The organism is Paenibacillus sp. GCM10028914 (assembly GCF_042666275.1).
Lineage (GTDB): Bacteria > Bacillota > Bacilli > Paenibacillales > Paenibacillaceae > Paenibacillus_AQ.
In genome coordinates, this window is sequence record NZ_JBHTFO010000012.1 from 323032 (window position 1) to 346437 (window position 23406).

Consider the following 23406-nt stretch of genomic DNA (forward strand, 5'->3'; position numbering starts at 1 on the left):
TCAAAGAATTAACCGTTAATCAACCGCAATATGTCGTTGTATGTGACGGCGATCATTAACAGAAACAGCATAGCGAATCCAATAAAATGCACCATGCCTTCACGATTCGGATCTATCGGCTTACCCCGGAGTGCTTCTATGCCGAGGAACACAAGACGACTTCCATCCAGCGCTGGAATCGGCAATAGATTAAATATTCCGAGATACAAGCTGAGTATCGCTGCCCAGTACGTCAGCTGTACTACACCTTGCTTCGCAATCTGACCCGTCACCTCAAAGGTGCGAACAGGCCCACCCAAATCATCCATGGAGAACTGCTGTATCAGCTGACTAAATCCTTGGAAAATAATATTGGTGGTGTCCACCATCGCTTTTCCGGATCCAGTTATCGTTTCACCAATTCCTGCCGGACGACTAGGGAGCTCAGTCACAATACCTACCTTACCGCCTTCTTCACCTTCCATAGAACGCGGGGTTATCGTAACGTTAAACACTTGCTCACCACGGCGGATTGTCCAATCCATCGGCTTGTCCTTAGAGTTGGAAATAAGCTCAATCATTTTTTTGTAATCTGCACCGATAGCTGTACCATTAACCGTTTCAATGATGTCGCCTTCACGAAGGTTTGCTTCATCTGCAGGCATACCTTCCGTGATTTTACCAATCTGTACGTAGGTTGGATTCTCTACAGGAATCCCAGCCATCTGGATATGGAGTGCGAACAATATAAACGCCAATATAAAGTTCATCACGGGACCGGCGAAAATAGCAAGCGCACGCTGACCAACCGTTTTACTCCCAAACTGACGGTTTTTAGGAGCGATTTGCGTTTCGACTCCCTTAGTCACCATCATAGCTTGAGGATGTACCTCATATTGTTGAAATTCTCCATCTACATCGAGTCGCAATGAAAGGCGTTCTTCCAGATCAATAAACTGAACCTCGCCTCGAATCACATTCTTACGACTATCTAGCTGGTCTAGATAAATTCGCTTCACCTGATTATCACTGTTCAACCTAATGGCTATCGTTTGTCCTGCCTGAATTTCAACCAACTCTGGGTCTTCGCCAGCCATTCGGGCGTATCCACCGAACGGAAGTAAACGCAGCGTAAATTGAGTTTCGTTACGCTTATAAGAGAACAGTTTCGGACCGAAACCGATCGCGAACTCACGAACCAAAATTCCAGCTCGTTTAGCGAAATAGTAGTGCCCCCATTCATGTACCGTTACAATTACAAAGAACATGAGCACCGTTAAAAAAACAACCTGCACCATTTCCAATATTGACATCCCCCTTTTCCTCTGAGAACGCAGTATGTCCCTATAGATTATCATTATTCTCTTATACACCACAAGAGAATCACATGCTGTCAGCTTTTTTCAGGGAGAATTTTCGGATAGCTTTAGATTCCTATAGCCGTGCGGCAAGTTCGCGGGCCAAGGTGTCACTTTCTTCAATAACCTCCAAAGCCGGTTCAGGTATTATCTGATGCTTATTCAGCACACCTTCAATGATATCCTCAATCTGAAGGAAAGAAATTTCTTTTCGCAGAAATCGAGCAACTGCAACTTCATTTGCGGCATTAAAAACCGTTGTTGCCGTTCCACCTATTCTACCACATTCGTAAGCAAGCCTTAAACATGGAAACCGATCAAAGTCCATTTCACGGAATTGAAGCTTACCCGCTTCCGCTAAAGATAGAGACTGAGATGGAGAAGGCCACCGTTCAGGATACGTAAGTGCATACTGGATCGGCACTCTCATATCCGGATTTCCGAGTTGTGCAATAATGCTGGAATCTCGGTATTGAACGAAGGAATGAATAATACTTTCAGGATGAAGGAGAACTTTGATCTGATCATAAGGTAATCCAAACAACCAATGTGCTTCAATAACCTCGAGACCTTTATTCACCATCGTCGCTGAATCAATTGTAATTTTAGCGCCCATTGACCAGTTAGGATGCTTCAAAGCATCTTCCACAGTTACATTTTTAAGTTGCTCACGGCTTAAGTCACGGAATGACCCGCCCGATGCAGTTAATGTAATGAACTCGACATCCTCGCGGCGTTCACCGTTCAAACATTGAAAGATTGCAGAATGTTCACTGTCAACCGGAATAATATCGACACCTTTGGCTTTGGCAAGAGCCATAACCAAATGTCCAGCGGTTACGAGCGTTTCTTTATTCGCTAAACCGATTGTTTTGCCAGCTTCGATCGCAGCTAAGGTTGATGGTAATCCCATGCTTCCAACCACAGCGGTAACAACCATATCAGCATCAGTTCCAGCTGCAACTTCTATCATGCCTTCTTGACCGTAATACAGTTCTGTTCCAGCCGGAAGATCTGGTCGTATACGATCCGCCAATTCCTTCGTAGCAACCGAAACTTTCTTCGGTTTAAATTCTTTCACTTGTTGTGTCAGCAAGTCCACATTACTGCCTGCCGCCAATCCTACAATTTGAAAAGAATCGGGATATTTCGACACAACGTCTAAAGTCTGGGTTCCAATCGATCCCGTGGAACCTAACACACTGATTTTTTTCATTCCTGCACCTTCCTTTTCATCAGTAAGGCAGAAGACTCAATATATGTACAAACGGAAATACAACGATCCAGCTGTCGCAGCGATCCAAAATCCCGCCATGACCTGGTAAAAGATTACCGGAATCTTTTATGCCGTATACCCGTTTATAAGCCGACTGCACGAGATCTCCAAGCTGTCCGATTACCGCAGAAGCGCCCCCGATCAGAAGAGCGTTAGCTAAAGGAAGTAGTCCATCTGATAAGAGAGCAAAGATCATTGCAGTGATCACTGCAATGATCACGCCTCCTACAGCACCTTCAATGGTTTTATTCGGACTTATCGCTGGCCAGAGCTTTGTACGGCCAAGCTTTCGACCTACAAAGTAAGCACCAGCGTCACTCGCCCAGATGGATGCCAAAAGCAGGAATGTCCAAAACAGACCGTTGCCGTCCGGAGTATTCCGCGATTCTGCAATATACATAAAGCCTATACCGATATAGACCGACGCAATAAATAGGAGTGAAACTTTTTCAATTCCAACTTTGTTCTTACTAAACACTGTGACGAACAGAAACAACAGCATCACAAGCCATATCCCATGCTCCCAAGAGAATGGAAACGTTAGACCCGTTAGGTTCCATGGAAACACAAACATTAGAACACCAAGATATCCTATTGCTGCGATTCCACCGAACGGCGCTATTTTTATCATCTTAACGAATTCATAATAACCGATCAGGGACATAGCCAGAACGAGAAAATGATACCAAAGTCCGCCCATGAAACATAATCCTAAAAAGACAGCTCCCGCTATAATTCCGGTAATTAAACGCTGTTTCATAACGTACTATCCTCCATAACTACGTCAGACCGCCGTAGCGCCTTGTTCTTCGTTGATATTCAACTACAGCCTCAATCAGATGTTCTTTAGTAAATTCAGGCCATAGAATGTCAGTAAACCACATTTCGCTGTATGCGAGCTGCCACAACATAAAATTGCTCAGACGCAGTTCGCCGCTCGTACGGATCAATAAATCCGGATCCGGTAAATCACCCGAAAGAAGCTGTTTGCCAATCAGTTCCTCGGTAATATCCTCAGGCCGAAGGGTCCCCTCACTAATGTCCCGCCCGAGCGCTTTGACACATTCGGTGATCTCCTTGCGGCTACCATAATTCAACGCAAAATTCAAAACAAGCCCATCATTATTTGCCGTCCTAGCAACCGCCTCTTTCATAGCTTCCAGCGTATGTGAGGGAAGATCTTCTGGATGACCCATCATGGTAACCCGAACATTTTTCTCAATAAGTTCTTCCAACTCAATCGCCAGAAACTCTTGCGGAAGCTTCATCAGGAAATCGACCTCATCCTTGGGACGCTTCCAGTTTTCCGTTGAAAAAGCATACATCGTCAAAATTTTGATCCCCAAATCATCCGCCGCAATAGTTGCCCTTTTGACTGCCTTCATGCCATTCTGGTGTCCTAAAATTCGCGGTAAACCGCGTTTTTTGGCCCAGCGACCGTTGCCGTCCATAATGATGGCCACATGTTCAGGGATGTTGTCCGGAGAGAGCCGAAGCGCCTGCTGACTGTCCTCCTGATTCAACCACGATCGAACCCGTTTGATCATTCCATTTCCTCCAGGCATCTTTCTGCAAAAAAGAGACAAACCCCACCTAACCGGAGGGGCGAAGTCTCTTATACTTCCATGATCTCTTTTTCTTTTGCAACGAGAACTTTGTCGACTTCGGCAATAAATTTATCCGTAGTCTTCTGAATATCATCCTGATGTCTCCGGGACTCATCCTCGGAAATATCGGTTTTCTCCAGTTTTTTAATGTCGTCATTAGCATCACGACGAATGTTCCGGATCGCAACTTTCGATTCTTCACCGAACTTCTTCGTCATTTTAACCAAATCAGTTCTGCGCTCTTCTGTAAGAGCAGGAATAGACAAGCGAATTTGGTTACCGTCATTTGCCGGTGTCAATCCCAAATCGGATTTCATAATCGCTTTTTCGATATCACCAAGCGAACTTTTGTCCCAAGGTTGAATCATCAGCGTACGGGAATCCGGTGTACTCACATTGGCAAGCTGGTTGATGGGGGTTGGAGCCCCGTAATATTCAACTTGAATACGGTCGAGCAGAGATGAGCTTGCCCGGCCAGCTCGCAAAGTTGCGAGATCGCGTTTCAATGACAGGATCGCTTTTTCCATGCGCTCTTCTGCATTTTTCTTAACCGTTTGTGGCATTAGTCTACACTCCCTTTAACGATTGTTCCAATCTTCTCACCTAGAACGACTCGCTTAATATTACCTTGCTCAGTAATGGCGAATACAATAAGCGGAATGTTATTGTCCATGCATAACGAGGAAGCTGTGGAATCCATAACGCCAAGGTTTTTATTCAGCACGTCCAGATAAGTAAGCTGTTCGTATTTCTCAGCTGTTTCATCCTTGAACGGATCAGCGGAATAAACACCATCCACTTTATTCTTCGCCATCAAAATAACTTCAGCCTCAATTTCAGCAGCTCTTAAAGCAGCAGTAGTATCGGTAGAGAAGTATGGGTTACCAGTACCTGCCGCAAAGATTACGACACGACCCTTTTCCAAGTGGCGAATCGCTCTACGACGAATGTATGGTTCAGCAATTTGCTGCATGGAGATTGATGTTTGAACGCGAGTAGGCACTCCGATTTGCTCCAATGCATCTTGCAATGCTAGTGAGTTCATCACTGTTGCAAGCATCCCCATATAGTCAGCAGTTGCACGGTCGATACCGTTTGCACTACCAGCAATGCCGCGCCAGATATTACCTCCGCCGCACACAATTGCTACTTCCACGCCAAGCGCAACAACTTCTTGAACCTGTTTCGCGATAGATGTAATCGTCTCAGCGTCAATACCATAACCATTTTGGCCCGACAGGGACTCCCCGCTGACCTTTAAAATAACTCGTTTAAATACAGGCTGTTCCAAATGTTAACCCTCCACTTTAAGACGGCGCCTTTCAAAAGACGCCCGTTTGAAAAACGACAGACAGACGCAAAACACTGCTTGACGGCACATAAAATCGGGTAAAAACTCCGTTTCGCGGGGAAACGTCTATCGACACATCTTCAGGGAGCCGACCGCCTTTAGATGAAGTTGTCCCTACAAGATAAGTATAATCTCTAATAATAATTTTACTATTACTTATCTGTTAAGAAAACCATATATCGATGTACTTCAGGGAAGACAGACCGCTTTAAGCGGAAGTTTTCTTGCGATATAGGTTAAGCCGTCTCATGATGTATAAATACCTTCCTATATCCAAGTAGAAACGAATCCTGCGTCCCCTTAAAGGACGAGAATCGTTCCCGCGAGAAATATAAGTTAAGTATAACGCAAGTTATACTTTCTTATATGTTTAAAAAAGAAGGAACACAAAGTGTTCCACTCTTTTTTAAAACTATGTGTAGCCTGAACGGCTTATTGATTCACTTGGGACATAACTTCTTCTACGAAGTTATCCACTTTCTTCTCAAGACCTTCACCAAGCTCATAACGTACAAAACGACGAATCGAGATATTCTCACCGATTGTGCTGATTTTCTCGTTAAGAAGCGTGTTGATTGTTTTGTCTGGATCTTTAACGAAGGATTGATCAAGCAAGCAGTACTCTTCGTAGTATTTGTTAATACGGCCTTCAACCATTTTTTCAACGATTTTCTCAGGCTTACCTTCGTTCAGAGCTTGAGCTTTCAAAATTTCTTTTTCTTTTTCTAGCTCATCTGCAGGAACTTCTTCACGACGAACATATTTCGGACTTGCAGCTGCGATGTGCATAGCGATATCGCGTGCAAATTCTTTAAACTGATCTGTTTTACCAACGAAATCAGTCTCACAGTTGATTTCAACGAGAACGCCGATACGTCCACCGCCGTGAATGTAAGATTCTACAACACCTTCAGTTGCGATACGTCCAGCTTTGTTAGCAGCTGCTGACAAACCTTTTTCGCGAAGAAGCGCGATCGCTTTATCGATATCACCGTTTGTTTCGTCAAGCGCCTTTTTACAATCAAGCATACCTGCGCCTGTTCTTTCACGAAGCTCTTTTACCGCACTAGCTGATACTGCCATTGATATTCCCTCCAATTATAATTAGCTTTTTAACGCTGAACTCCAGCATCTTTTCACATTCTGACCTTAAAAAAAGGGTAGTGAGAGGTTATCCACCTACCAACCACCCTTTTCATTTAATTCATTCTTTATACGCCATAGCCGTATATTAGGCTGTAGTTTCTTCACCTTGGTGAGCTTCCACAACTGCATCAGCCATTTTACCTGTCAGCAACTTAACAGCGCGGATCGCGTCGTCGTTACCTGGGATAACATAGTCGATTTCGTCTGGATCACAGTTTGTATCTACGATACCAACAATTGGGATACCCAATTTGCGAGCTTCTGCAACTGCGATACGCTCTTTACGAGGGTCGATGATAAACAATGCACTTGGAAGACCCTTCATGTTCTTGATACCGCCAAGGAATTTTTCAAGACGATCTTTCTCTTTACGGAGAATGATAACCTCTTTCTTAGGCAGTACTTCGAATGTGCCGTCTTCTTCCCACTTTTCCAGTTCTTTCAAACGGTTAATACGTTTCTGGATTGTTTCGAAGTTAGTCAGCGTTCCGCCGAGCCAACGTTGGTTGATGTAGTACATACCACAACGTTCTGCTTCTTCTTTCACGGAATCTTGAGCTTGTTTCTTTGTTCCGACGAAAAGGATTGTTCCGTTCTCGCCAGCTACACTCTTAACAAAGTTATAAGCTTCTTCTACCTTTTTGACCGTTTTTTGCAGGTCAATAATGTAAATACCGTTTCTTTCAGTGAAGATATATCTGTCCATTTTTGGGTTCCAACGACGAGTCTGGTGACCGAAGTGTACCCCAGCTTCCAAAAGCTGCTTCATGGAGATTACTGCCATCTTCACACACCTCCTAAGTTTGGTTTTTGTGTGCCCTCCGCCAAGGTCATTTCTCGTTAAGACTTCCAATTGGAAGCACCCCCAACGAAATCTCTTAGCGTGTGTTTTAACACCGTCAATTACTATATCATAACTGCCAGCCAGATGCAATTATTTATCTCTTTAAATAGCGCATCATATTTCATATTAAATAATCAATTCAAACTCATTATTCACAAAAAGCCGTTCGGAACCTATTTAAGGTTACTGGACGGCTTTTCGGAAATTTTTTTAATAATGGAATCATAATCTTCACCGGCAATGAATGTGAATGTGCCTGTCTGAATGTTCTGATTGATCTTTTTCACGGTAGCAGCTTTAATAAAAGCTTGTTTATCGGTAATCACGCCCACCTGTTCCAATCCATCCGCAACATTACTTAGGTTGCTGCCCTTTGTAATGACATATCGGATTTGAGCAGGAGCTGTACTTTTAGGTGTCGAAGGCTCCTTTACAACAGGAGTTTTCGTATTTGTTGTGTTCTTTTCGGGTTTCTGCGGTGTTTGTGGTGAATCCGGCTTTTCTGTAACATCTGCCTTCGACGGTGGAACAACAGATGTTCCGTTCATATTCCCGCTATCTTTCTTTATCTTCTCTTTCCATTCCTGTTCGGTCATAAGTTCTTCGGCATCATCTACTACTTTTAGATTCAGCGCTTTTGCCTCTTGCTCCACCTGTTCTCTTGTCATTGGTTCATCCTGTGGTTGCAATGAAGTCATACTACGTTCCCCCAAAATCATGAGCTGCAGTAATACAGCGCCTAGAATGAGACCTATGCCAAGACCGAATATAAAATTGCGGTTCTTGATCACGGTGATTCCTCCTGTTTGGCTAACTGAATGATTAACTGCACCTCGCCTCGCTGCATCCCCGTAGATTTTGCGATCATATCCATAGACTTACCCGCTTCATACATCTCGAATAAGGCGGTATAACGCCGCTTAATCGTATTTATTGGAGCTTGTAAGACCTTTTCGGATTCAGCTGATTCCGTATCCTTGTTCACGGAAAGCTCTTTGGATCCTGATGTAATCGAAGTTTCAACTATTCCTAATCGTACTTCAGTAGTAGAAAGTAGTTGTTCCACGGTAAGAAGACGCTGTCGCATTTCATCTAACTGAACCTGTTGCGCAGCTTGCTTGGCATTCTGTTCCTGCTTCATTTGACCGACCAAATCGAGCAGCTGCTCATTTTCAAGTTGAACTTCTCCTATATACTGCTCTAAAGTTGATTCCATTTCTTTAACGACCTGATCATTATTAACTTTCTGTTCACGACGCTTAGGCAGCATAAGGCCATACAGGATAGCTCCAATGCCCAGGAGTACAATATATATCCATGAGTCCAAAACAATTAACTCCTTTGTGCCGATAATTTACGTTAGAGAGAAATATCCAGAATCCTCCCTTTATAAGGGTGTTCAGCAGGCTGCTCTGTCGTTTGTTCTTTCTGTTCTGAGGTGTCTCTCTCATCCGCAGAAGTTTGTCGTCTACCATCTTCCCGGATTGCAGACTCTGCCGTTTCGTTGATTTCAGTACTCCGCTGCGCAGCCTGTCGGCTATGCTTCATTTGCTCACTGGCTAAAAAAGTCTGGTCCTGTGAAGGACGCTGATGATGCTCTTGTTGGATTTTGCCCGCTTCACTCGTTCGCGGCACCGCGATTTGCATCTCCACTGATTTAAGACTCAAGTGGAATCACCTCGTCCCCCTAATGGTTAGCCCTGACGGATAACTATGTAAATTACTTTACCGGATTAAATCAGAGGTACCATACTGATATCACCATCTTGATAATAAAAAGAAACCCGCTGCGTCGGATCCTTAATAAACCGTGTATAACGTCCAATGACGATTTTTGCCCCGCCATATATCGTTTTAACAATTTCCACTTTTGCTATGCCGGTATCTTCAAGCATCCGTTCAATTTCAAGCATTCGATCCTTAATTTCATTCTGTTCCGACATATTAGACTTTTTGGTAACATTCAGTTTCACGCGAAGTGCAAGCTTGTCAGGAGAAAGTTGTCCAGCAGCGGCCAGTTGATTCAATAAATATAAAGCTTTATCTGTTTTGTCCATACTCTCCACTTGTTGTTTCAACTGTGTCCTCAGCTCAGAAAGTTCGTTACGAAGTTCAGGCAATACACCTACTTCAATGACAGTAGCGGTCGACATCGTGTTGCCGATTGTGCGGGCAATGACCTTTTCACCAGCTTGAACAACGCCACCAACGATTAATCCCTTCGCACCATTACAAATGACATTTTGCCCAGCTCGAATATTCGAGTGCATGATGCTTTGAGAAATCGTTATATCTGCACCGGCAATAACATTCCCATCCTGAACAAAGGAGCTTTTCACATTGTGTCCAGCTTTAACGTATCCCTTGTTGTATCCGATAATTCCACCTGATATATCAATAGAACCTTCTGCTTCAAGCTCAGCACCTTCAACAAAGCCCGTAACACGAATATCACCAGCAGCTTTAATACGGAAGCCAGACAATACATTCCCACGAATGACTACCGTTCCTACAAAATCGATGTTACCGATACTATAATCGACATCACCATTAATCTCGTAAATAGGGAAAACATTAATTTTACCTTTTTCAGTAATGGTCAACAGGCCGTCAATAGCAGCATACATCGCTGTTTTTTCTGGATTTACTAAAACATTCTTACCCACCTTAAAGTGAGTCTCTTTGCCGGGTTTACAAGGGACTGTTTCGCCTGTAACTGTCGTCCCGGGTACACCTGGTTTAGGTGGAGTACGGGTTGCGATCAATTGACCCTTCTTGACATTGTTAAGACGAGTTATTTCCTTATAATCAACTTTTCCATCAACCGTTTCAAGCGGCCGAGGTGTCCCTTGCTCTCCCAAATCAAACTTAAGTTCAATCACACCGTTTTCACCATGTATAGGTTCGGTTCCCATCGCTATAGGAGTTCTACTATATTGATATTCTTCTGAATGACTGACAATACGACCTAATGTATCGTGCTGAAGCCCGTAACGGATTTGGTGGCCTCGGAGAAATTGTTCAAGGGTTTCAATCTGACACTTGAAATCCTTGTCCCAATCTGACATCTGCAAATAAGCGACTGTCTTATCATCCGAAAACGTGACTTTAAAATACTTATCTAGCGCATAATCAACAGACAATCCGTGAACCCCCTTCCTTAATTGGCAAGCGTCAATCGTTCTGCATCAATAAATCCCGATCTTTCTCAAGTGTACCTCTCAATCTCAAGATCGCTTTAGAATGAAGCTGAGAAATCCTAGAAGGAGAAAGCGACATCACTTCAGCAATTTCACTAAGTGATAAATCCTCGTAATATAACAAAGAGACTACTGTTCTTTCTTTTTCGGTCAACTTCCCAATCCCTTTCACAAGGGATTCGCGCAAATAAAACTCATGTACTTTATGATCAGGATTTTTTGCCTTTTCATCAACTAAAAGTGACATTCGAGTCTCTGACTCTTCCTCGCGGATCGGATCTTCTAGCGAGTTAAGGGTCATTACTGCAACTTCCTGCAGCATATGTCTGAACTCTTTTTCGGAAACCTCAAGATAGTCACTCATTTCGGAATCACTAACTGTTCTGAGATATTTTTGTTCCAGTTGCTGATATGCTGATTCAATCTTCTTGGCTTTCTCACGTACGGAACGCGGAACCCAGTCCCCTTGTCGTAACGAATCCAGAATGGCACCTCGAACTCGCCATGATGCATACGTTTCAAACTGGAGTCCACGCTTATAATCGAATTTTTCAATGGCATCAATCAAGCCCATTACCCCATTGCTTGCCAAATCTCCTTTTGATACATTACGGGGAAGTCCGATTGCCAAACGACTTGAAACATAGTCAACGATGTGTAAGTGATATTCGATTAGTTTCTTCTTCGCTTCTTGGTCGCCATCTTCCTTCCATGCTGTCCACAGATCAACATGATTGAGAGGAGAAGCTTTGCGCTCGTCCAATTGCCTTCACCATCCTTATTTTTCTGTCAGGTGACGAACGGCCTTGGCCAGTTCTTCGGGGTCCTTAGTTGAAACCAATTTGGGAGGATCTAATGGCACAAAACCCTTTTCTTCTTGGGCCTGCTCTGCCTCCGGTTTTATGAGACTCATCAATTCTTTATCTTCATCAGGCGTTGTCATATCAAGTCGATTTCCGAGCTGCCCCTTTGCGGCCTCACCAGGGTGTTCATTTTCTTGAATAAAGCCATCTGCAGGTTTAACTGCCAAAGTAAAAACCCACCTGATCAGAAATGCAAGGGCAAACCATAATACAAATGCAACAGCTGCTCTGTTTAAACTCGTTAACCATAAGTTATTTCTTAAGCAAAAAAGAAACGTGAATATGAATCCGGCAAAACCTGCCCATAAATTAACTCGAATATTTCCTATCATGGCTACAATTCCTTTATGCCCTTTTGTACACTACGTATGGTAAATTTACCCGTTGTGCAGTCCAATTCAACAGTTCTACCATAATTTCCTCCGGTATCTTCACCAATCAGTGGGATCCCTAGCTGTTCTAAGCCTGCTTTACAGGCTTCCACATTTCGAGGTCCAATTCTCATGCTGTCACCTGCTCCTGCAAAAGCAAACATCTGAGAACCCCCGGCCATCTTAGCCACCAGTCTTCCAGGTGAAGCACCCATATCCTTTAGCTTGTTTAAAAGCACCGGAAGGGCCGTATCCGCATATTTCGCCAAATTCAATTGGCCCTCCCTGGCAATGGAAGAAGAAGGGAGCATGATATGTGCCATACCACCAATCTTCAGCAGTGGATCATAAAGGGTCAACCCCACGCAAGAGCCTAAACCTGTTGTACGTAATAATCCGCTGGGACCCACGACGTTTAGATCCGCCATCGCCACTTTAACCAAACTTTGTTCATCAATCATTCTCTAGAGGCACTCCCAAAGCTTCAAATATTTCAGCAAAAGACTGAGGGTCTGGTATTAGAAAAAACTGTCCCTCTACTTCGTGATGGCCTTCTAAGAACGTCGTGTTAATCAGCAAGGCATCATCGCCCATTTCACCAAATTGCAGTAGTCCATAACTTAATATGGCTCCCGCCATGTCTATTGCCAGACCAGGCACAGTTGGTGTCATCGACAATTTCGTAAAATCAGCTAAGGAAGATAAATATGAACCTGCCAAAATGTTACCGATCTCATTAAGTGCTGATTGTTCCATTTCGGAGAACTCATCGTCTTCCAGCACTTCTAATCCTACTAGTCTCTGAAGAAGATTCTTACCTGCCTCAGGACTCATGATAAAGAAGAGATTTCCGGGTGCATCACCCTCTACTCGCAAAAAGACGGCTAATACGATCCTTTCGGCCCCTCCCACACTTTCGGTAATCTCTTCAAAAGAAAGGAGTTGAACTTTCGGAACCGCCATGTCAATCGGTTTGTCCAATAGCTGGGATAGGGCGGTTGCGGCATTTCCCGCCCCGATATTCCCAACCTCCTTCAGGACATCCATTTTAAAGTCTTTATCAAACTTAAAGAGATCCACAGGTCTATTCCTCTAAACCTTCGAGTTGTATAATTTCACTTTTGTTAAGAACTTCAGACAGGTTGAGCATAACGAGCAATCGCTCTTCACCAATTTTAGCGACACCGCGGAGATACTTCGCTTTTACACCGCCTACCACTTCCGGAGGAGAATCAATATTATCGTTATTCAAATCGATAACATCGCTGGCCGAATCAACAATGAATCCGACCTCCATTTCATTAACTGAAACAATGATGATACGAGTTTGGTCGGTGTGTTCAGCTTCTGGCAAACCAAATCTTCCGCGCAGATCTATAACGGGAATAACTACGCCTCGCAAATTAATAACACCTTTTATAAATGCGTAAGTTTTCGGAACTCGAGTAATTGGCATAAGACGTTCAATCGTCTGAACCTTATCAACTTCGATTCCATACTCCTCACTTCCAAGCTTGAAGACAATTACTTTAATTTCTTCTCCCATTGTAAAACCCTCCCTATATGTTCACACCCTGAGCGATGGTGTGTTATCCAACCGTGACTACTTGATGAAAGCATTAGGATCAATAATAAGTGCCACCTGACCATCTCCAAGTATGGTAGCCCCAGAAACACCTTGTATCGCAGGCAAATACTTGCCTAAATTCTTGATGACGATCTCATTTTGTCCGATAAAGTCGTCGATCGCTAATGCAGCAAGGCGTTCCCCTTTGCGAATAACAACAATTTCTGTCTCGTCTTCTGTGCGTTCATCAAAGTCAGGAATATCAAACACACGGCTAAGTGAAATAATTGGTATATGGGCCTCTCTGAATGGGATCATACGAATACCATGAACCGTGCGAATTTGTCCTTTTTTAATAATTCCTGTCTCTACGATCGAAGTAAGCGGAATTGCGTACTTCTCAGATCCCATTTTGATTAACATCGCAGCAATTATGGAGAGTGTTAATGGTAGTTGTACTGAAAAGTTAGTTCCTATTCCTGGTTTCGAATAGATAGTTACGTTACCGCCCAAAGAATTGATTTTAGATTTAACAACATCCAATCCAACTCCCCGGCCAGACACGTCTGAAATTTTCTCAGCTGTGCTAAATCCCGGTGCGAACAATAGCTGATGCGCTTCTTCATCAGACATCGCAGCTGCCTGTTCTTCGGTTACGACACCTTTTTTGATGGCACTGCCTATGATGTTATCTCGAAGAATCCCTCGTCCATCATCTTCAATCTCAATGAATACATGGTTACCACTATGGAAAGCTCGTAGATGAACGGTACCTGTCTCTGATTTTCCAGCAGCAATTCGATCCGCAATTGGCTCTACACCATGATCAACTGAGTTACGTATCAAGTGAACCAGTGGATCTCCTATTTCATCAATAACCGTCCGATCAAGCTCTGTCTCCGCACCGGTAATGATCAAATCGATCTTTTTATCAAGTGTTTTGGCAAGGTCACGGACCATCCGAGGAAACCGATTAAACACCGTATCTACAGGTACCATCCGCAATTTAAGAACAATGTTTTGAAGATCACTGCTAACACGGCTCATATGCTCAACTGTATCGGTCAGCTCCTGGATCTTCGCATCGCTAGCAAGCTGCTCTAGCCGCACACGGTCGATCAACAACTCACTAAACAAGTTCATCAGTACATCCAGACGCTCGATATCCACACGGATTGTTCGAGTCGGCGCGGCAGAGCTTGTACTTTTTGAAGGTGTCTTCGTTGAAGAAGCGCCACCGCTAGTTACAGCCTTAGGTGAAGCTGCTACGGTTGGATCAGGTGAAGAAATCGCTGTTGTTGCCTTCTCCACAGGTTCGACTGTTGCTGCACTCTGCTGAGCCATTTGCTGAAGCGATTCATGATCAAGATTAGCTACGGTTACCGCATCGATTTCTGAAATATTCAAAATTTGGCTTTCAAGATTTTCAGGATCTTTTTGGGTGATAAAATAAAGTGAGAAAGTAGTTTCAAATTCCCCTTGTTCAATATCCTGCACGTCGGGATAGGTCTTAACAATTTCCCCAGCTCTTTCAAGCAGTTCGAATACCATGTAAGCTCGTACCGCTTTCAGCTGACAATCTTCACGAAGTTGCACTTGAATATAAAGGACCTTGTGTCCCTCTGTAATCGATTGGTCGAGAACAGAATATTGAAACTCATCCAGTTCAATACCAGGATACATTGGTGCAGTCTCCACATTGTTTGCAGCGGACAATGCTTCCGCTGTACCACCTGCGCCTTCCCCGCGAACAATAGCTTGAAGCGAAGCGACAATAGAGGAAACATCAGCTTTTCCTTCCCCGCCTTGTACGATATCCTGAACCATAGATTCAAGTGCATCCAAGCTTTTAAAAAGGGTGTCAAAAATAAAATCCTGCATTCTGAGCTTTTCGTTCCGAACCAAATCAAGCACATTTTCCATCTGGTGAGTCAGAGACGCTAAATCTTCAAAGCCCATTGTTGCAGCCATCCCTTTTAAGGTATGAGCTGAACGGAAGATCACCTGTACAATACCCAGATCATTCGGGTTGCTTTCCAATTGAAGCATATTTTCATTTAATGACTGCAGATGATCGTTCGACTCATCGATAAACATGGATAAATATTGATTCATGTCCACTTCTGAGATACCCCCCTCTATGAGTTCACTTACTTATATTTACGGCTTGTACCAACTTACCTGAAATATTTTGCAGCGGCAGAACATAACTTACACATCCCAATTCAACGGCTGAACGAGGCATACCGTACACGACGCAAGTCTCCTCACTCTCAGCAAACGTTGAAGTGACGCCGGAATCGTACAGTTTTTTCATCATCTTTGCTCCGTCGCTTCCCATTCCGGTCATTAGCACCACATGCCGATTTAGAGAAGAAAAAGGTAGCAGGGACTCAAAAAGCACATCAACCGATGGACGATGACCATTGCAAGGATCACCTTTACGGATTGTAATCTGAAATTGTCCATCCATAGACTGACTGATGGTCATATGGCTTCCTCCTGGAGCGATATAAGCAACTCCAGCTTTTAAGAACATTCCGTCGTACGCCTCAACGACATCCAAAGCACTAAATGTATCCAAACGCTGAGCTAACGATTTAGTGAAGTTTGGCGGCATATGTTGTACGATCACAATGGGAGCTGGAAAGTCAGCAGGGATACCCTCTAGAAAAGTTTTCAACGCACGAGGACCGCCTGTAGAGCACCCTACTGCAACAATCTGATTAAACCTTTGCCCGATTAAGTGCTCACGAACAAATTCAGTCTTAACATCTGATTCCTTGTGAGCAGCCTGGTTTAAAAACTTGCTGTTTGATAATTGATCATTCCTATCGACACGATTGATATCAGGAGCAGGGGTTATGCCTTGTTCCTTTGACTTCCCTACTGAGCCTTTACGATCTTTCGTCACTTTAGAATCTACTGAACTCTTGAATGGATCTGTTTTCGGGAGTTTAACAGTCTGCATTTCCTCATTGTTCTTGTGTACATTTGAAACTTCTTTACGCACAGACCTTGTAGATGGAGCCTTTAAAGATTCGCTCGTACGTAAAGGAGTCTGTCGATCGGAAGGCCTTGGCGAAAGAGGAGTAGCTTTTGAATGATCAAGGCGCCTCTGCTCTTCTTCCTCCCACAATGCCCTCCGTTCTTTTGCCTGCATCGCTGCATTCAGCTGACACAGCAATTCACAGCCTACTTGCTCAATATCTTGAGCATTTAGAATAGAAGGCTTGCGTATGAAATCAAAAGCTCCAAACTCTAGAGCAAGAATTGTCTCCCTCATTCCCTGCTCATTTACACCTGACAACATAATAACCATCTGACGCTCTGATTCCATAATGGACCTGAGTGCATCAAGGCCATTCATTTCAGGCATCTCGACATCCATCGTGATGACATCAGGTTTAAGCTCTTTGACCTTACTAATGGCTTCTTTGCCGTTGGTTGCTGTACCTACTACTCGAAATCGATCATCCCGTTCAATCAGATCGGAAAAAATCTTCCTCATAAACGGAGAATCATCTACCACCAGCACACGAAATGGCGTCACTCTAGTCCACCTCAGTTCCCTTCTAGTAAAAAAGAATCATTATGTTCGTTTTAGCCACCGCTGCATGAATCCCTTGATTCCTGTAAGGGGACCTGATTCCGGAGCCGACGGAATGGCCAAATAACGAAGTGCTAAGCGCTTTACATCGCGAGCCGCTTCACACTTCGGAAAAGCAAGTGTGAAAGGAATCTGACGCTTTACGGATTTTACGACATAGGGATCGTCCGTCACATAACCGAGCATTTCAATTTCCAAATCCAAAAATCGGCGTGAAGTAAAAGTAATCTTATCAGCTGCTTGACGAGCTTCCACTTCATCTCCTGCTCTGTTAACAACCAGACTAAACTGCACATCCGGATCACTTCCATGGACGACCTTTATCAAGGCATATGCATCCGTAATCGACGTAGGTTCTGGTGTGGTTACGACTAAACATTGATCAGCAGAGGTAATGAATTTCATATTTTCCTTAGATAAGCCTGCGCCTGTATCAAATATGATAAAGTCCATTTCCGATGAGATCCTTTCAATTTGAGAAATGAAATAATTAAGATCATTCTCAGATAAAGAGATCATATCTGCGATTCCTGAGCCGCCGGCTATGTAGGGCAGCCCTTCCGGGCCATATTGAATAACTTCCTCAATATTTTTTTCTTTACGTAGCAGGTGATACAGGCTGAATTTTGAAGACACACCCATCAATACATCAATATTGGCCATTCCAATATCAGCATCAAACACGAGTACTTTCTTGCCCATTGATTTAAGAGCCAGTGCAAAGTTGAGCGTGAAATTGGACTTTCCAACACCTCCTTTTCCACTTGAGACCGTAATGATCTTCGCAGAAACTTTTGGAGTTATTTCGGATAGATCTGATACTTGTGCTGATACCAGTTCTCTAAGTGATTGAGCCTGATCCGTCATGACCTAGATTCTCCTAGTAACATACCTGAAAGCATCTCAGTGTCTGGCATTAACAAATCATCAGGAACATTTTGACCATTGGTCATGTAAGAGAGCTTTAAAGGATAAGATTCCAGCAGGTTAAACAACGGGCCATACCCCCCGGTTTCATCCATCTTGGTAAAGATGACCTTATCTAATCCAAACTTACTAAAATGATCCGTGATTTCAAGCATATCGCTGCTCTTAGACGTCAGACTAAGTACGAGATAGGTCTCACTTTGATCAGATGCAGTTAATAGACTTTGCAGCTCAGATACGAGTAGCTCATTACGGTAATTACGCCCCGCTGTATCCATCAGTATTAAATCGCAGTCTTCCAAGCGATGCATAGCCCGCTTCATATCACCAGGCGACTGAACGACCTCAAGAGGTACATTTAATATCGAAGAATACGTTCTTAGCTGCTCAACAGCTGAAATTCTATAGGTGTCAGATGTGATAAACCCTACTTTCCGCTGATATCGAAACAATTGCTCCGCTGCTAATTTAGCAATGGTTGTCGTCTTACCCACACCTGTTGGGCCAGCAACGTAAACAATCCGAGTATCTCTCTGTATACCGCCTCCAAAACGTCCTTCCAAAAAAGAATCGATTTGTGCTTGAACAGAATTAGTCATAAGTTCATCGGATAAGGTTTTTCCGCTTTCCGTCCATTGATCGGCAGCAGAAATTAGAAAACGTTCAGACAAAGTCTCAGATAAACCTTGGCGTTCAAACTGGTTACGCAACGATTCAAGTGTTGACGGCAGTTCCTGCTGAACATGACTTTGCCGAGATAAACGAGCAATCCATTCTTTCATCTCTCGTAATTCATCTAGCATTTTTTGTTCAGCGATCGTATTAGTTCCATGCTTCACTGCAGCTTCATTCTCAAACTCAGCTGATTCCAATCTTTCAGAACGTTCCTGTTCATCGGTTCTTAAAGGAGACTGTCCGCTATACTCATCTTGCTTGTTATCCGAGACACTAGATGCTGCCTGGGCAAGTGCTGCTGCAAAATCAACAGCAGCTTGTTCACGATTAGACGGCTTTTCTGGCGCTTTAAGCTCTCGAGCCACATCAAAATCCGTTTCTTGTTTCACCTGACTCTGAGACTGAGTAGATGAGACTTGCTTATATGCCTGAGGTATTATTTTCCTTGGCACCGGAGCTATAGGTGTGACAGCCTTGTTTGTCTTCGGCTTCGATTTCTCATCTTTTTCTATCGCCGCTATAACCTCAATCTTTTTTTTCTTAAATATCCCCATGAACCCGCCTATCTTAATTTCTTTCGAGCTGAGGATTACCGCATCACCACCGAGTTCATTACGGATATGCTGCATAGCTTCCGGCATTGTGTCAACGATATATCGTTTCACTCTCATAAATTCACCACCCCGACGCTTTGAATTTCGACATTGGGCTCAAGCTCACTGTAAGAAAGAACTGGAATATCTTGCATACTGCGCTCAATAACCTGACGAAGATACATCCGAATTGCCGGGGAGGTTAATAGTACAGGCTGCTGACCCATCTGAATCAATCGATTGACCTGTTCGCTCAGCTTCTGGAATACGCTTTGAGTCGACACAGGATCCATCGCAATATAACTTCCTTGATCGGTCTGCTGTACGCTCTCCGCAATTTTTTTCTCTAAGGCGGGACCCACGGTAATAACGCGCATCGCTTCCCCTTCTTGCACGTATTGTTGTGTAATCTGACGGGATAGCGACTGTCTCACATACTCGGTTAGAACATCCGGATCTTTGGAATAGTGGCCATAATCGGCAAGCGTCTCAAAAATAGTAACTAGATCCCGAATTGAGATTTTCTCTTTCAATAGTTTAGCTAGTACTTTCTGTACATCTCCGATGGTGAGTACAGATGGAATTAACTCATCAACAAGAACAGGGTAACTTTCTCGGATATTGTCGACTAGTGTCTTCGTCTCCTGGCGTCCTATTAATTCATGTGCATGTCTCTTAATCAGTTCAGTTAAATGAGTAGCAACGACTGAAGGTGGATCAACCACTGTATATCCTGCAAGCTCCGCCCGCTCTTTAGCAGGTTCATCAATCCAAAGTGCCGGTAGACCAAAAGCTGGCTCTGTCGTTTCAATCCCTGTTACTGAATCATCTTCGTATCCAGGGCTCATGGCAAGATAGTGATTTAATAATAATTCACCACCGCCGACAGCATTCCCTTTAATTTTTATGACATATTCATTCGGTTTTAGTTGAATATTGTCGCGAATGCGAATGACCGGTACCACAAGTCCCAATTCTAGTGCGCATTGTCTACGAATCATAATGATCCGATCAAGTAGATCTCCACCCTGCTGCGTGTCTGCCAGCGGAATAAGTCCATAGCCAAATTCGAACTCTATTGGGTCAACCTGCAGCAAATTGATAACACTCTCGGGACTTCGAACCTCTTCAATCTGTTGCTCTTCTTCCATCTGTTCAACCTCCACTTGCTTGCGCTCCAGATTACTCTGCATACGTCTAGCCGAGATAAAGAGAAGAACCGCTATAGGGAAAGTTGTTATGAAATGAATAGGGGTAAATAATCCTAAAAATGTCACGGTCACTGCAACAATGTACAGCAATTTGGGATAAGAGAATAGTTGTCCTGTCAAATCATCTGACAGATTACCTTCTGATGAAGCCCTGGTCACAATAAGGCCTGCAGCCGTTGAAATTAAGAGAGCCGGAATTTGGCTTACCAAGCCATCTCCGATTGTTAAGATCGAGTAGGTGCTCATTGCCTCGCCAAACGACATGCCATGGATAGAAATACCTATAATAAATCCGCCAATCAGGTTGATCAATAGAATAATGATCGATGCGATCGCATCACCCTTAACGAACTTACTGGCACCGTCCATTGCACCATAAAAATCAGCTTCCCTCTCAACTTTACGGCGTCGTTCACGAGCTTGATTCTCATTTATCATGCCGGCATTCAAATCAGCGTCAATACTCATTTGCTTACCAGGCATAGCATCGAGGGTAAACCTTGCTGCAACTTCCGCTACCCGCTCGGAACCTTTGGTTATAACAATAAACTGAACAACAACGAGAATGAGAAAGACAATAAACCCAATTGCAATTTCCCCACCCGCTATCCAACTTCCGAAAGTCGCAACAACCTCACCTGCTTCACCTTTTGATAAAATCAGTTTTGTTGTTGAGATGTTCAGAGACAGTCGAAACAGCGTTGTTATCAACAATAACGAAGGGAAAATCGAGAATTCGAGTGCCTCTTTCGTATTCATTGCTACAAGTAATATCATCAGTGCGAGTGAAATGTTTACTATAAGCAATACGTCCAGTAGCCATATAGGGATCGGAAGAATCATCATGAGTACGATGCCAATAACACCTGCTAGAACAGATATATCTTTGATTTTCACTGCTGTCCATCCTCCGATCCCTAGTTATTTCGCCTTACCTTTAAGTTTGTATACATACGCAAGCACTTCTGCCACAGCCTGAAACAGATCTCCCGGGATCGAATCCCCGATTTCTGCTCTTTGGTATAACGCGCGTGCAAGCGGCTTATTTTCCATAGTTATTACGCCATTTTTCTTGGCGATTTCCTTGATACGCAGTGCCATATAATCCTGACCTTTGGCTATAATCTGTGGAGCCTCCATGGAGGAACCATCATATTTCAGCGCTACTGCAAAGTGGGTCGGGTTCGTTATGATCACATCAGCTTTCGGGACCTCCTGCATCATCCGTTGGAGTGCCATTCGCCGCTGCCTTTCACGAATCTTCCCTTTGATGAGCGGGTCCCCTTCCATCTTCTTATATTCATCTTTAATGTCTTGCTTGGACATTCGAATGTTCTTCTCGTGCTCATATTTCTGATACATATAATCAAGTGCTGCAAGAATCATCAGTCCGACTGCGATTTTGATACCCAAGGAAAGGGTTACGTCCGAAGTATATTGAAAGATCGTAACCGGACTCATTAGGGATAACGATGATAATCCTTGTCTTGCACCCCATAAAGAAGTGTAAACGAGGTAACCGATAATGGTTAGCTTGATGATGGACTTCAGAAATTCCACAAGTGAACGCATGGATGCGATGTTCTTAAATCCTTTGATCGGATCAATTTTACTGAATTTCATCTTCAAGGATTCTCCAGACAGAAGAAATCCTACCTGCAGATAGTTCACCGCAAGGGCAATAACAAACACAACGATAAAAAGAGGAGCAAGCAGTAACAGTATTTGTATCCCATACTCTCCTAGCAACATCATCGTATTGTCCACCGTAACATCCATAGACAGACGGTTTAAAAACACGTCGGTAAATAAGCGGACCAGGTGATCACGAATATAGTCTCCAAAGACCATGAGACATAAAAAGGCTGCCATTAGGACAGATGAACCAGACAACTCCATACTTTTGGCGATTTGCCCTTTCTTTCGAGTTTCCTGTCTCTTCTTGGGCGTTGCCTTTTCCGTCTTCTCGCCTGCAAACAGCTGGAGGTCTATACTGTACTTCAATGTCACCCCTACCACTCCTAACTTCACCCCGCCGGATTACCGCCCATTTCGCTTAGCAGTTTCTGCAGAGCCTCGAACATTTCAGCAAATAGATATTCAAACAGCGCTACTAGTCCTGGCATAAGCAACATTAGCAAAACTAAACCTACGATAATTTTCAAAATGATCCCAATTACAAACACGTTAAATTGTGGTGCAGTTCTCGCTAAAAACCCGAGCCCTACATCGGTAAGAAACAGCGCTGCCACCAAAGGTGCTGCCATTTGAAGAGCTAGCACAAATGAATGTGCGAATGTCGAAATCAGAAAATCGGTTACACTGCCATCTTGAAACTTAGCGAAGATATTACCTGTGATTGGCATCCAATCATAACTGTACATAATCGCATCCAACAGATGATGATGACCATTCATACTCAAGAATACGAGTAAAGCCAGCATATACTTGAAATTACCGATCAGCGGAGATGAAACTCCTGTAAAAGGATCAATTACGTTCGCCATACTGAAACCGATTTGAATATCAATCAGTGCTCCTGCTGTCTGAACGACAGCCATCATCAGAAATGCAGTAAATCCAAGCAGCAATCCTATTAGAACCTCTTGAATGACCAGTAGGATGTAAGACATATCTTGTGAAACCGTCTGGCCAAAACCAAAAGTTAGGAATACAAGAACGGCAACCATAAATGAAATTCCGATTTTAAATTGTGTAGGAACGCCTCGAGACGAATAGATGGGCGCTACTACAAAAAATGATGTTATTCGACAAAAAATAAGCATAAAGACAGGGATACTTTGCTCCAACCATTCCATGGACACTCA

Annotated in this window: 24 protein-coding genes; all 24 read right to left on the reverse strand. The window is 43.6% G+C overall.

Annotated elements, in window-relative coordinates; genetic code table 11:
• Positions 1 to 8: 8 nt before the first annotated feature.
• The 24 genes from rseP to fliR all read right to left on the reverse strand — a co-directional run bounded on the left by rseP (position 9) and on the right by fliR (position 23397).
• Entirely contained in the window at positions 9 to 1283 is a 1275-nt protein-coding gene (rseP, locus tag ACFQV5_RS11705) for an RIP metalloprotease RseP (RefSeq protein WP_379246878.1), read from the reverse strand.
• 130 nt (positions 1284 to 1413) lie between these two features.
• Entirely contained in the window at positions 1414 to 2553 is a 1140-nt protein-coding gene (locus tag ACFQV5_RS11710) for a 1-deoxy-D-xylulose-5-phosphate reductoisomerase (protein ID WP_379246880.1), read from the reverse strand.
• A gap of 19 nt (positions 2554 to 2572) precedes the next feature.
• Positions 2573 to 3373: a phosphatidate cytidylyltransferase gene (locus tag ACFQV5_RS11715; RefSeq protein WP_379246882.1), complete on the reverse strand. Its 801-nt coding sequence runs from the start codon at positions 3371 to 3373 to the stop codon at positions 2573 to 2575.
• 19 nt (positions 3374 to 3392) lie between these two features.
• On the reverse strand, positions 3393 to 4160 hold the full coding sequence (locus tag ACFQV5_RS11720) for an undecaprenyl pyrophosphate synthase (RefSeq protein ID WP_379246884.1): 768 nt from the start codon (positions 4158 to 4160) through the stop codon (positions 3393 to 3395).
• Positions 4161 to 4228: 68 nt separating this feature from the next.
• Complete coding sequence (gene frr, locus ACFQV5_RS11725; protein WP_379246886.1) at positions 4229 to 4783, reverse strand: ribosome recycling factor; 555 nt, start codon at positions 4781 to 4783, stop codon at positions 4229 to 4231.
• Positions 4783 to 5511, reverse strand: coding sequence for a UMP kinase (pyrH, locus tag ACFQV5_RS11730; protein ID WP_379246888.1), 729 nt, complete (start codon positions 5509 to 5511; stop codon positions 4783 to 4785). The genes frr and pyrH overlap by 1 nt, the downstream gene beginning before the upstream one ends.
• A 492-nt stretch (positions 5512 to 6003) precedes the next feature.
• Positions 6004 to 6654: a translation elongation factor Ts gene (gene tsf / locus ACFQV5_RS11735; protein ID WP_379246890.1), complete on the reverse strand. Its 651-nt coding sequence runs from the start codon at positions 6652 to 6654 to the stop codon at positions 6004 to 6006.
• Positions 6655 to 6802: 148 nt separating this feature from the next.
• Entirely contained in the window at positions 6803 to 7501 is a 699-nt protein-coding gene (gene rpsB, locus ACFQV5_RS11740; RefSeq protein ID WP_379246892.1) for a 30S ribosomal protein S2, read from the reverse strand.
• Between the two features lie 233 nt (positions 7502 to 7734).
• The gene (locus tag ACFQV5_RS11745) at positions 7735 to 8352 is read right to left on the reverse strand and encodes a hypothetical protein (RefSeq protein ID WP_379246894.1); all 618 of its coding nucleotides are present in this window, start codon (positions 8350 to 8352) and stop codon (positions 7735 to 7737) included.
• Entirely contained in the window at positions 8349 to 8888 is a 540-nt protein-coding gene (locus tag ACFQV5_RS11750; RefSeq protein ID WP_379246896.1) for a hypothetical protein, read from the reverse strand. Before ACFQV5_RS11750 ends, ACFQV5_RS11745 begins: the two co-directional genes overlap by 4 nt.
• A gap of 32 nt (positions 8889 to 8920) precedes the next feature.
• On the reverse strand, positions 8921 to 9229 hold the full coding sequence (locus tag ACFQV5_RS11755) for a hypothetical protein (RefSeq protein WP_379246898.1): 309 nt from the start codon (positions 9227 to 9229) through the stop codon (positions 8921 to 8923).
• A gap of 65 nt (positions 9230 to 9294) precedes the next feature.
• Complete coding sequence (locus tag ACFQV5_RS11760; RefSeq protein ID WP_379246900.1) at positions 9295 to 10704, reverse strand: flagellar assembly protein A; 1410 nt, start codon at positions 10702 to 10704, stop codon at positions 9295 to 9297.
• A gap of 31 nt (positions 10705 to 10735) precedes the next feature.
• Positions 10736 to 11524: a FliA/WhiG family RNA polymerase sigma factor gene (locus tag ACFQV5_RS11765; protein WP_379246902.1), complete on the reverse strand. Its 789-nt coding sequence runs from the start codon at positions 11522 to 11524 to the stop codon at positions 10736 to 10738.
• Between the two features lie 15 nt (positions 11525 to 11539).
• Complete coding sequence (locus tag ACFQV5_RS11770; protein WP_379246904.1) at positions 11540 to 11956, reverse strand: hypothetical protein; 417 nt, start codon at positions 11954 to 11956, stop codon at positions 11540 to 11542.
• A gap of 2 nt (positions 11957 to 11958) precedes the next feature.
• Positions 11959 to 12456 carry a chemotaxis protein CheD gene (locus tag ACFQV5_RS11775; RefSeq protein WP_379246906.1) on the reverse strand — a complete coding sequence of 166 codons (498 nt, stop codon included), beginning with the start codon at positions 12454 to 12456 and terminating at the stop codon, positions 11959 to 11961.
• Positions 12449 to 13042: a chemotaxis protein CheC gene (locus ACFQV5_RS11780; RefSeq protein WP_379247019.1), complete on the reverse strand. Its 594-nt coding sequence runs from the start codon at positions 13040 to 13042 to the stop codon at positions 12449 to 12451. Before ACFQV5_RS11780 ends, ACFQV5_RS11775 begins: the two co-directional genes overlap by 8 nt.
• A 37-nt stretch (positions 13043 to 13079) precedes the next feature.
• Positions 13080 to 13541 (reverse strand): chemotaxis protein CheW, encoded by a 462-nt coding sequence (locus ACFQV5_RS11785; protein WP_379246908.1) that lies wholly within the window; start codon positions 13539 to 13541, stop codon positions 13080 to 13082.
• Between the two features lie 57 nt (positions 13542 to 13598).
• Positions 13599 to 15683: a chemotaxis protein CheW gene (locus ACFQV5_RS11790; protein WP_379246910.1), complete on the reverse strand. Its 2085-nt coding sequence runs from the start codon at positions 15681 to 15683 to the stop codon at positions 13599 to 13601.
• 25 nt (positions 15684 to 15708) lie between these two features.
• Complete coding sequence (locus ACFQV5_RS11795) at positions 15709 to 17115, reverse strand: protein-glutamate methylesterase/protein-glutamine glutaminase (RefSeq protein ID WP_379246912.1); 1407 nt, start codon at positions 17113 to 17115, stop codon at positions 15709 to 15711.
• 39 nt (positions 17116 to 17154) lie between these two features.
• The gene (locus ACFQV5_RS11800) at positions 17155 to 18039 is read right to left on the reverse strand and encodes a MinD/ParA family protein (RefSeq protein ID WP_379246914.1); all 885 of its coding nucleotides are present in this window, start codon (positions 18037 to 18039) and stop codon (positions 17155 to 17157) included.
• Positions 18036 to 19445 carry a flagellar biosynthesis GTPase FlhF gene (flhF, locus tag ACFQV5_RS11805; protein WP_379246916.1) on the reverse strand — a complete coding sequence of 470 codons (1410 nt, stop codon included), beginning with the start codon at positions 19443 to 19445 and terminating at the stop codon, positions 18036 to 18038. The genes ACFQV5_RS11800 and flhF overlap by 4 nt, the downstream gene beginning before the upstream one ends.
• On the reverse strand, positions 19442 to 21475 hold the full coding sequence (gene flhA, locus ACFQV5_RS11810) for a flagellar biosynthesis protein FlhA (protein WP_379246918.1): 2034 nt from the start codon (positions 21473 to 21475) through the stop codon (positions 19442 to 19444). Before flhA ends, flhF begins: the two co-directional genes overlap by 4 nt.
• 24 nt (positions 21476 to 21499) lie before the next feature.
• Positions 21500 to 22582, reverse strand: a complete 1083-nt coding sequence (gene flhB / locus ACFQV5_RS11815; RefSeq protein ID WP_379247021.1) for a flagellar biosynthesis protein FlhB — start codon at positions 22580 to 22582, stop codon at positions 21500 to 21502.
• Positions 22583 to 22605: 23 nt separating this feature from the next.
• Positions 22606 to 23397: a flagellar biosynthetic protein FliR gene (gene fliR, locus ACFQV5_RS11820; RefSeq protein WP_379246920.1), complete on the reverse strand. Its 792-nt coding sequence runs from the start codon at positions 23395 to 23397 to the stop codon at positions 22606 to 22608.
• Positions 23398 to 23406 lie beyond the last annotated feature (9 nt).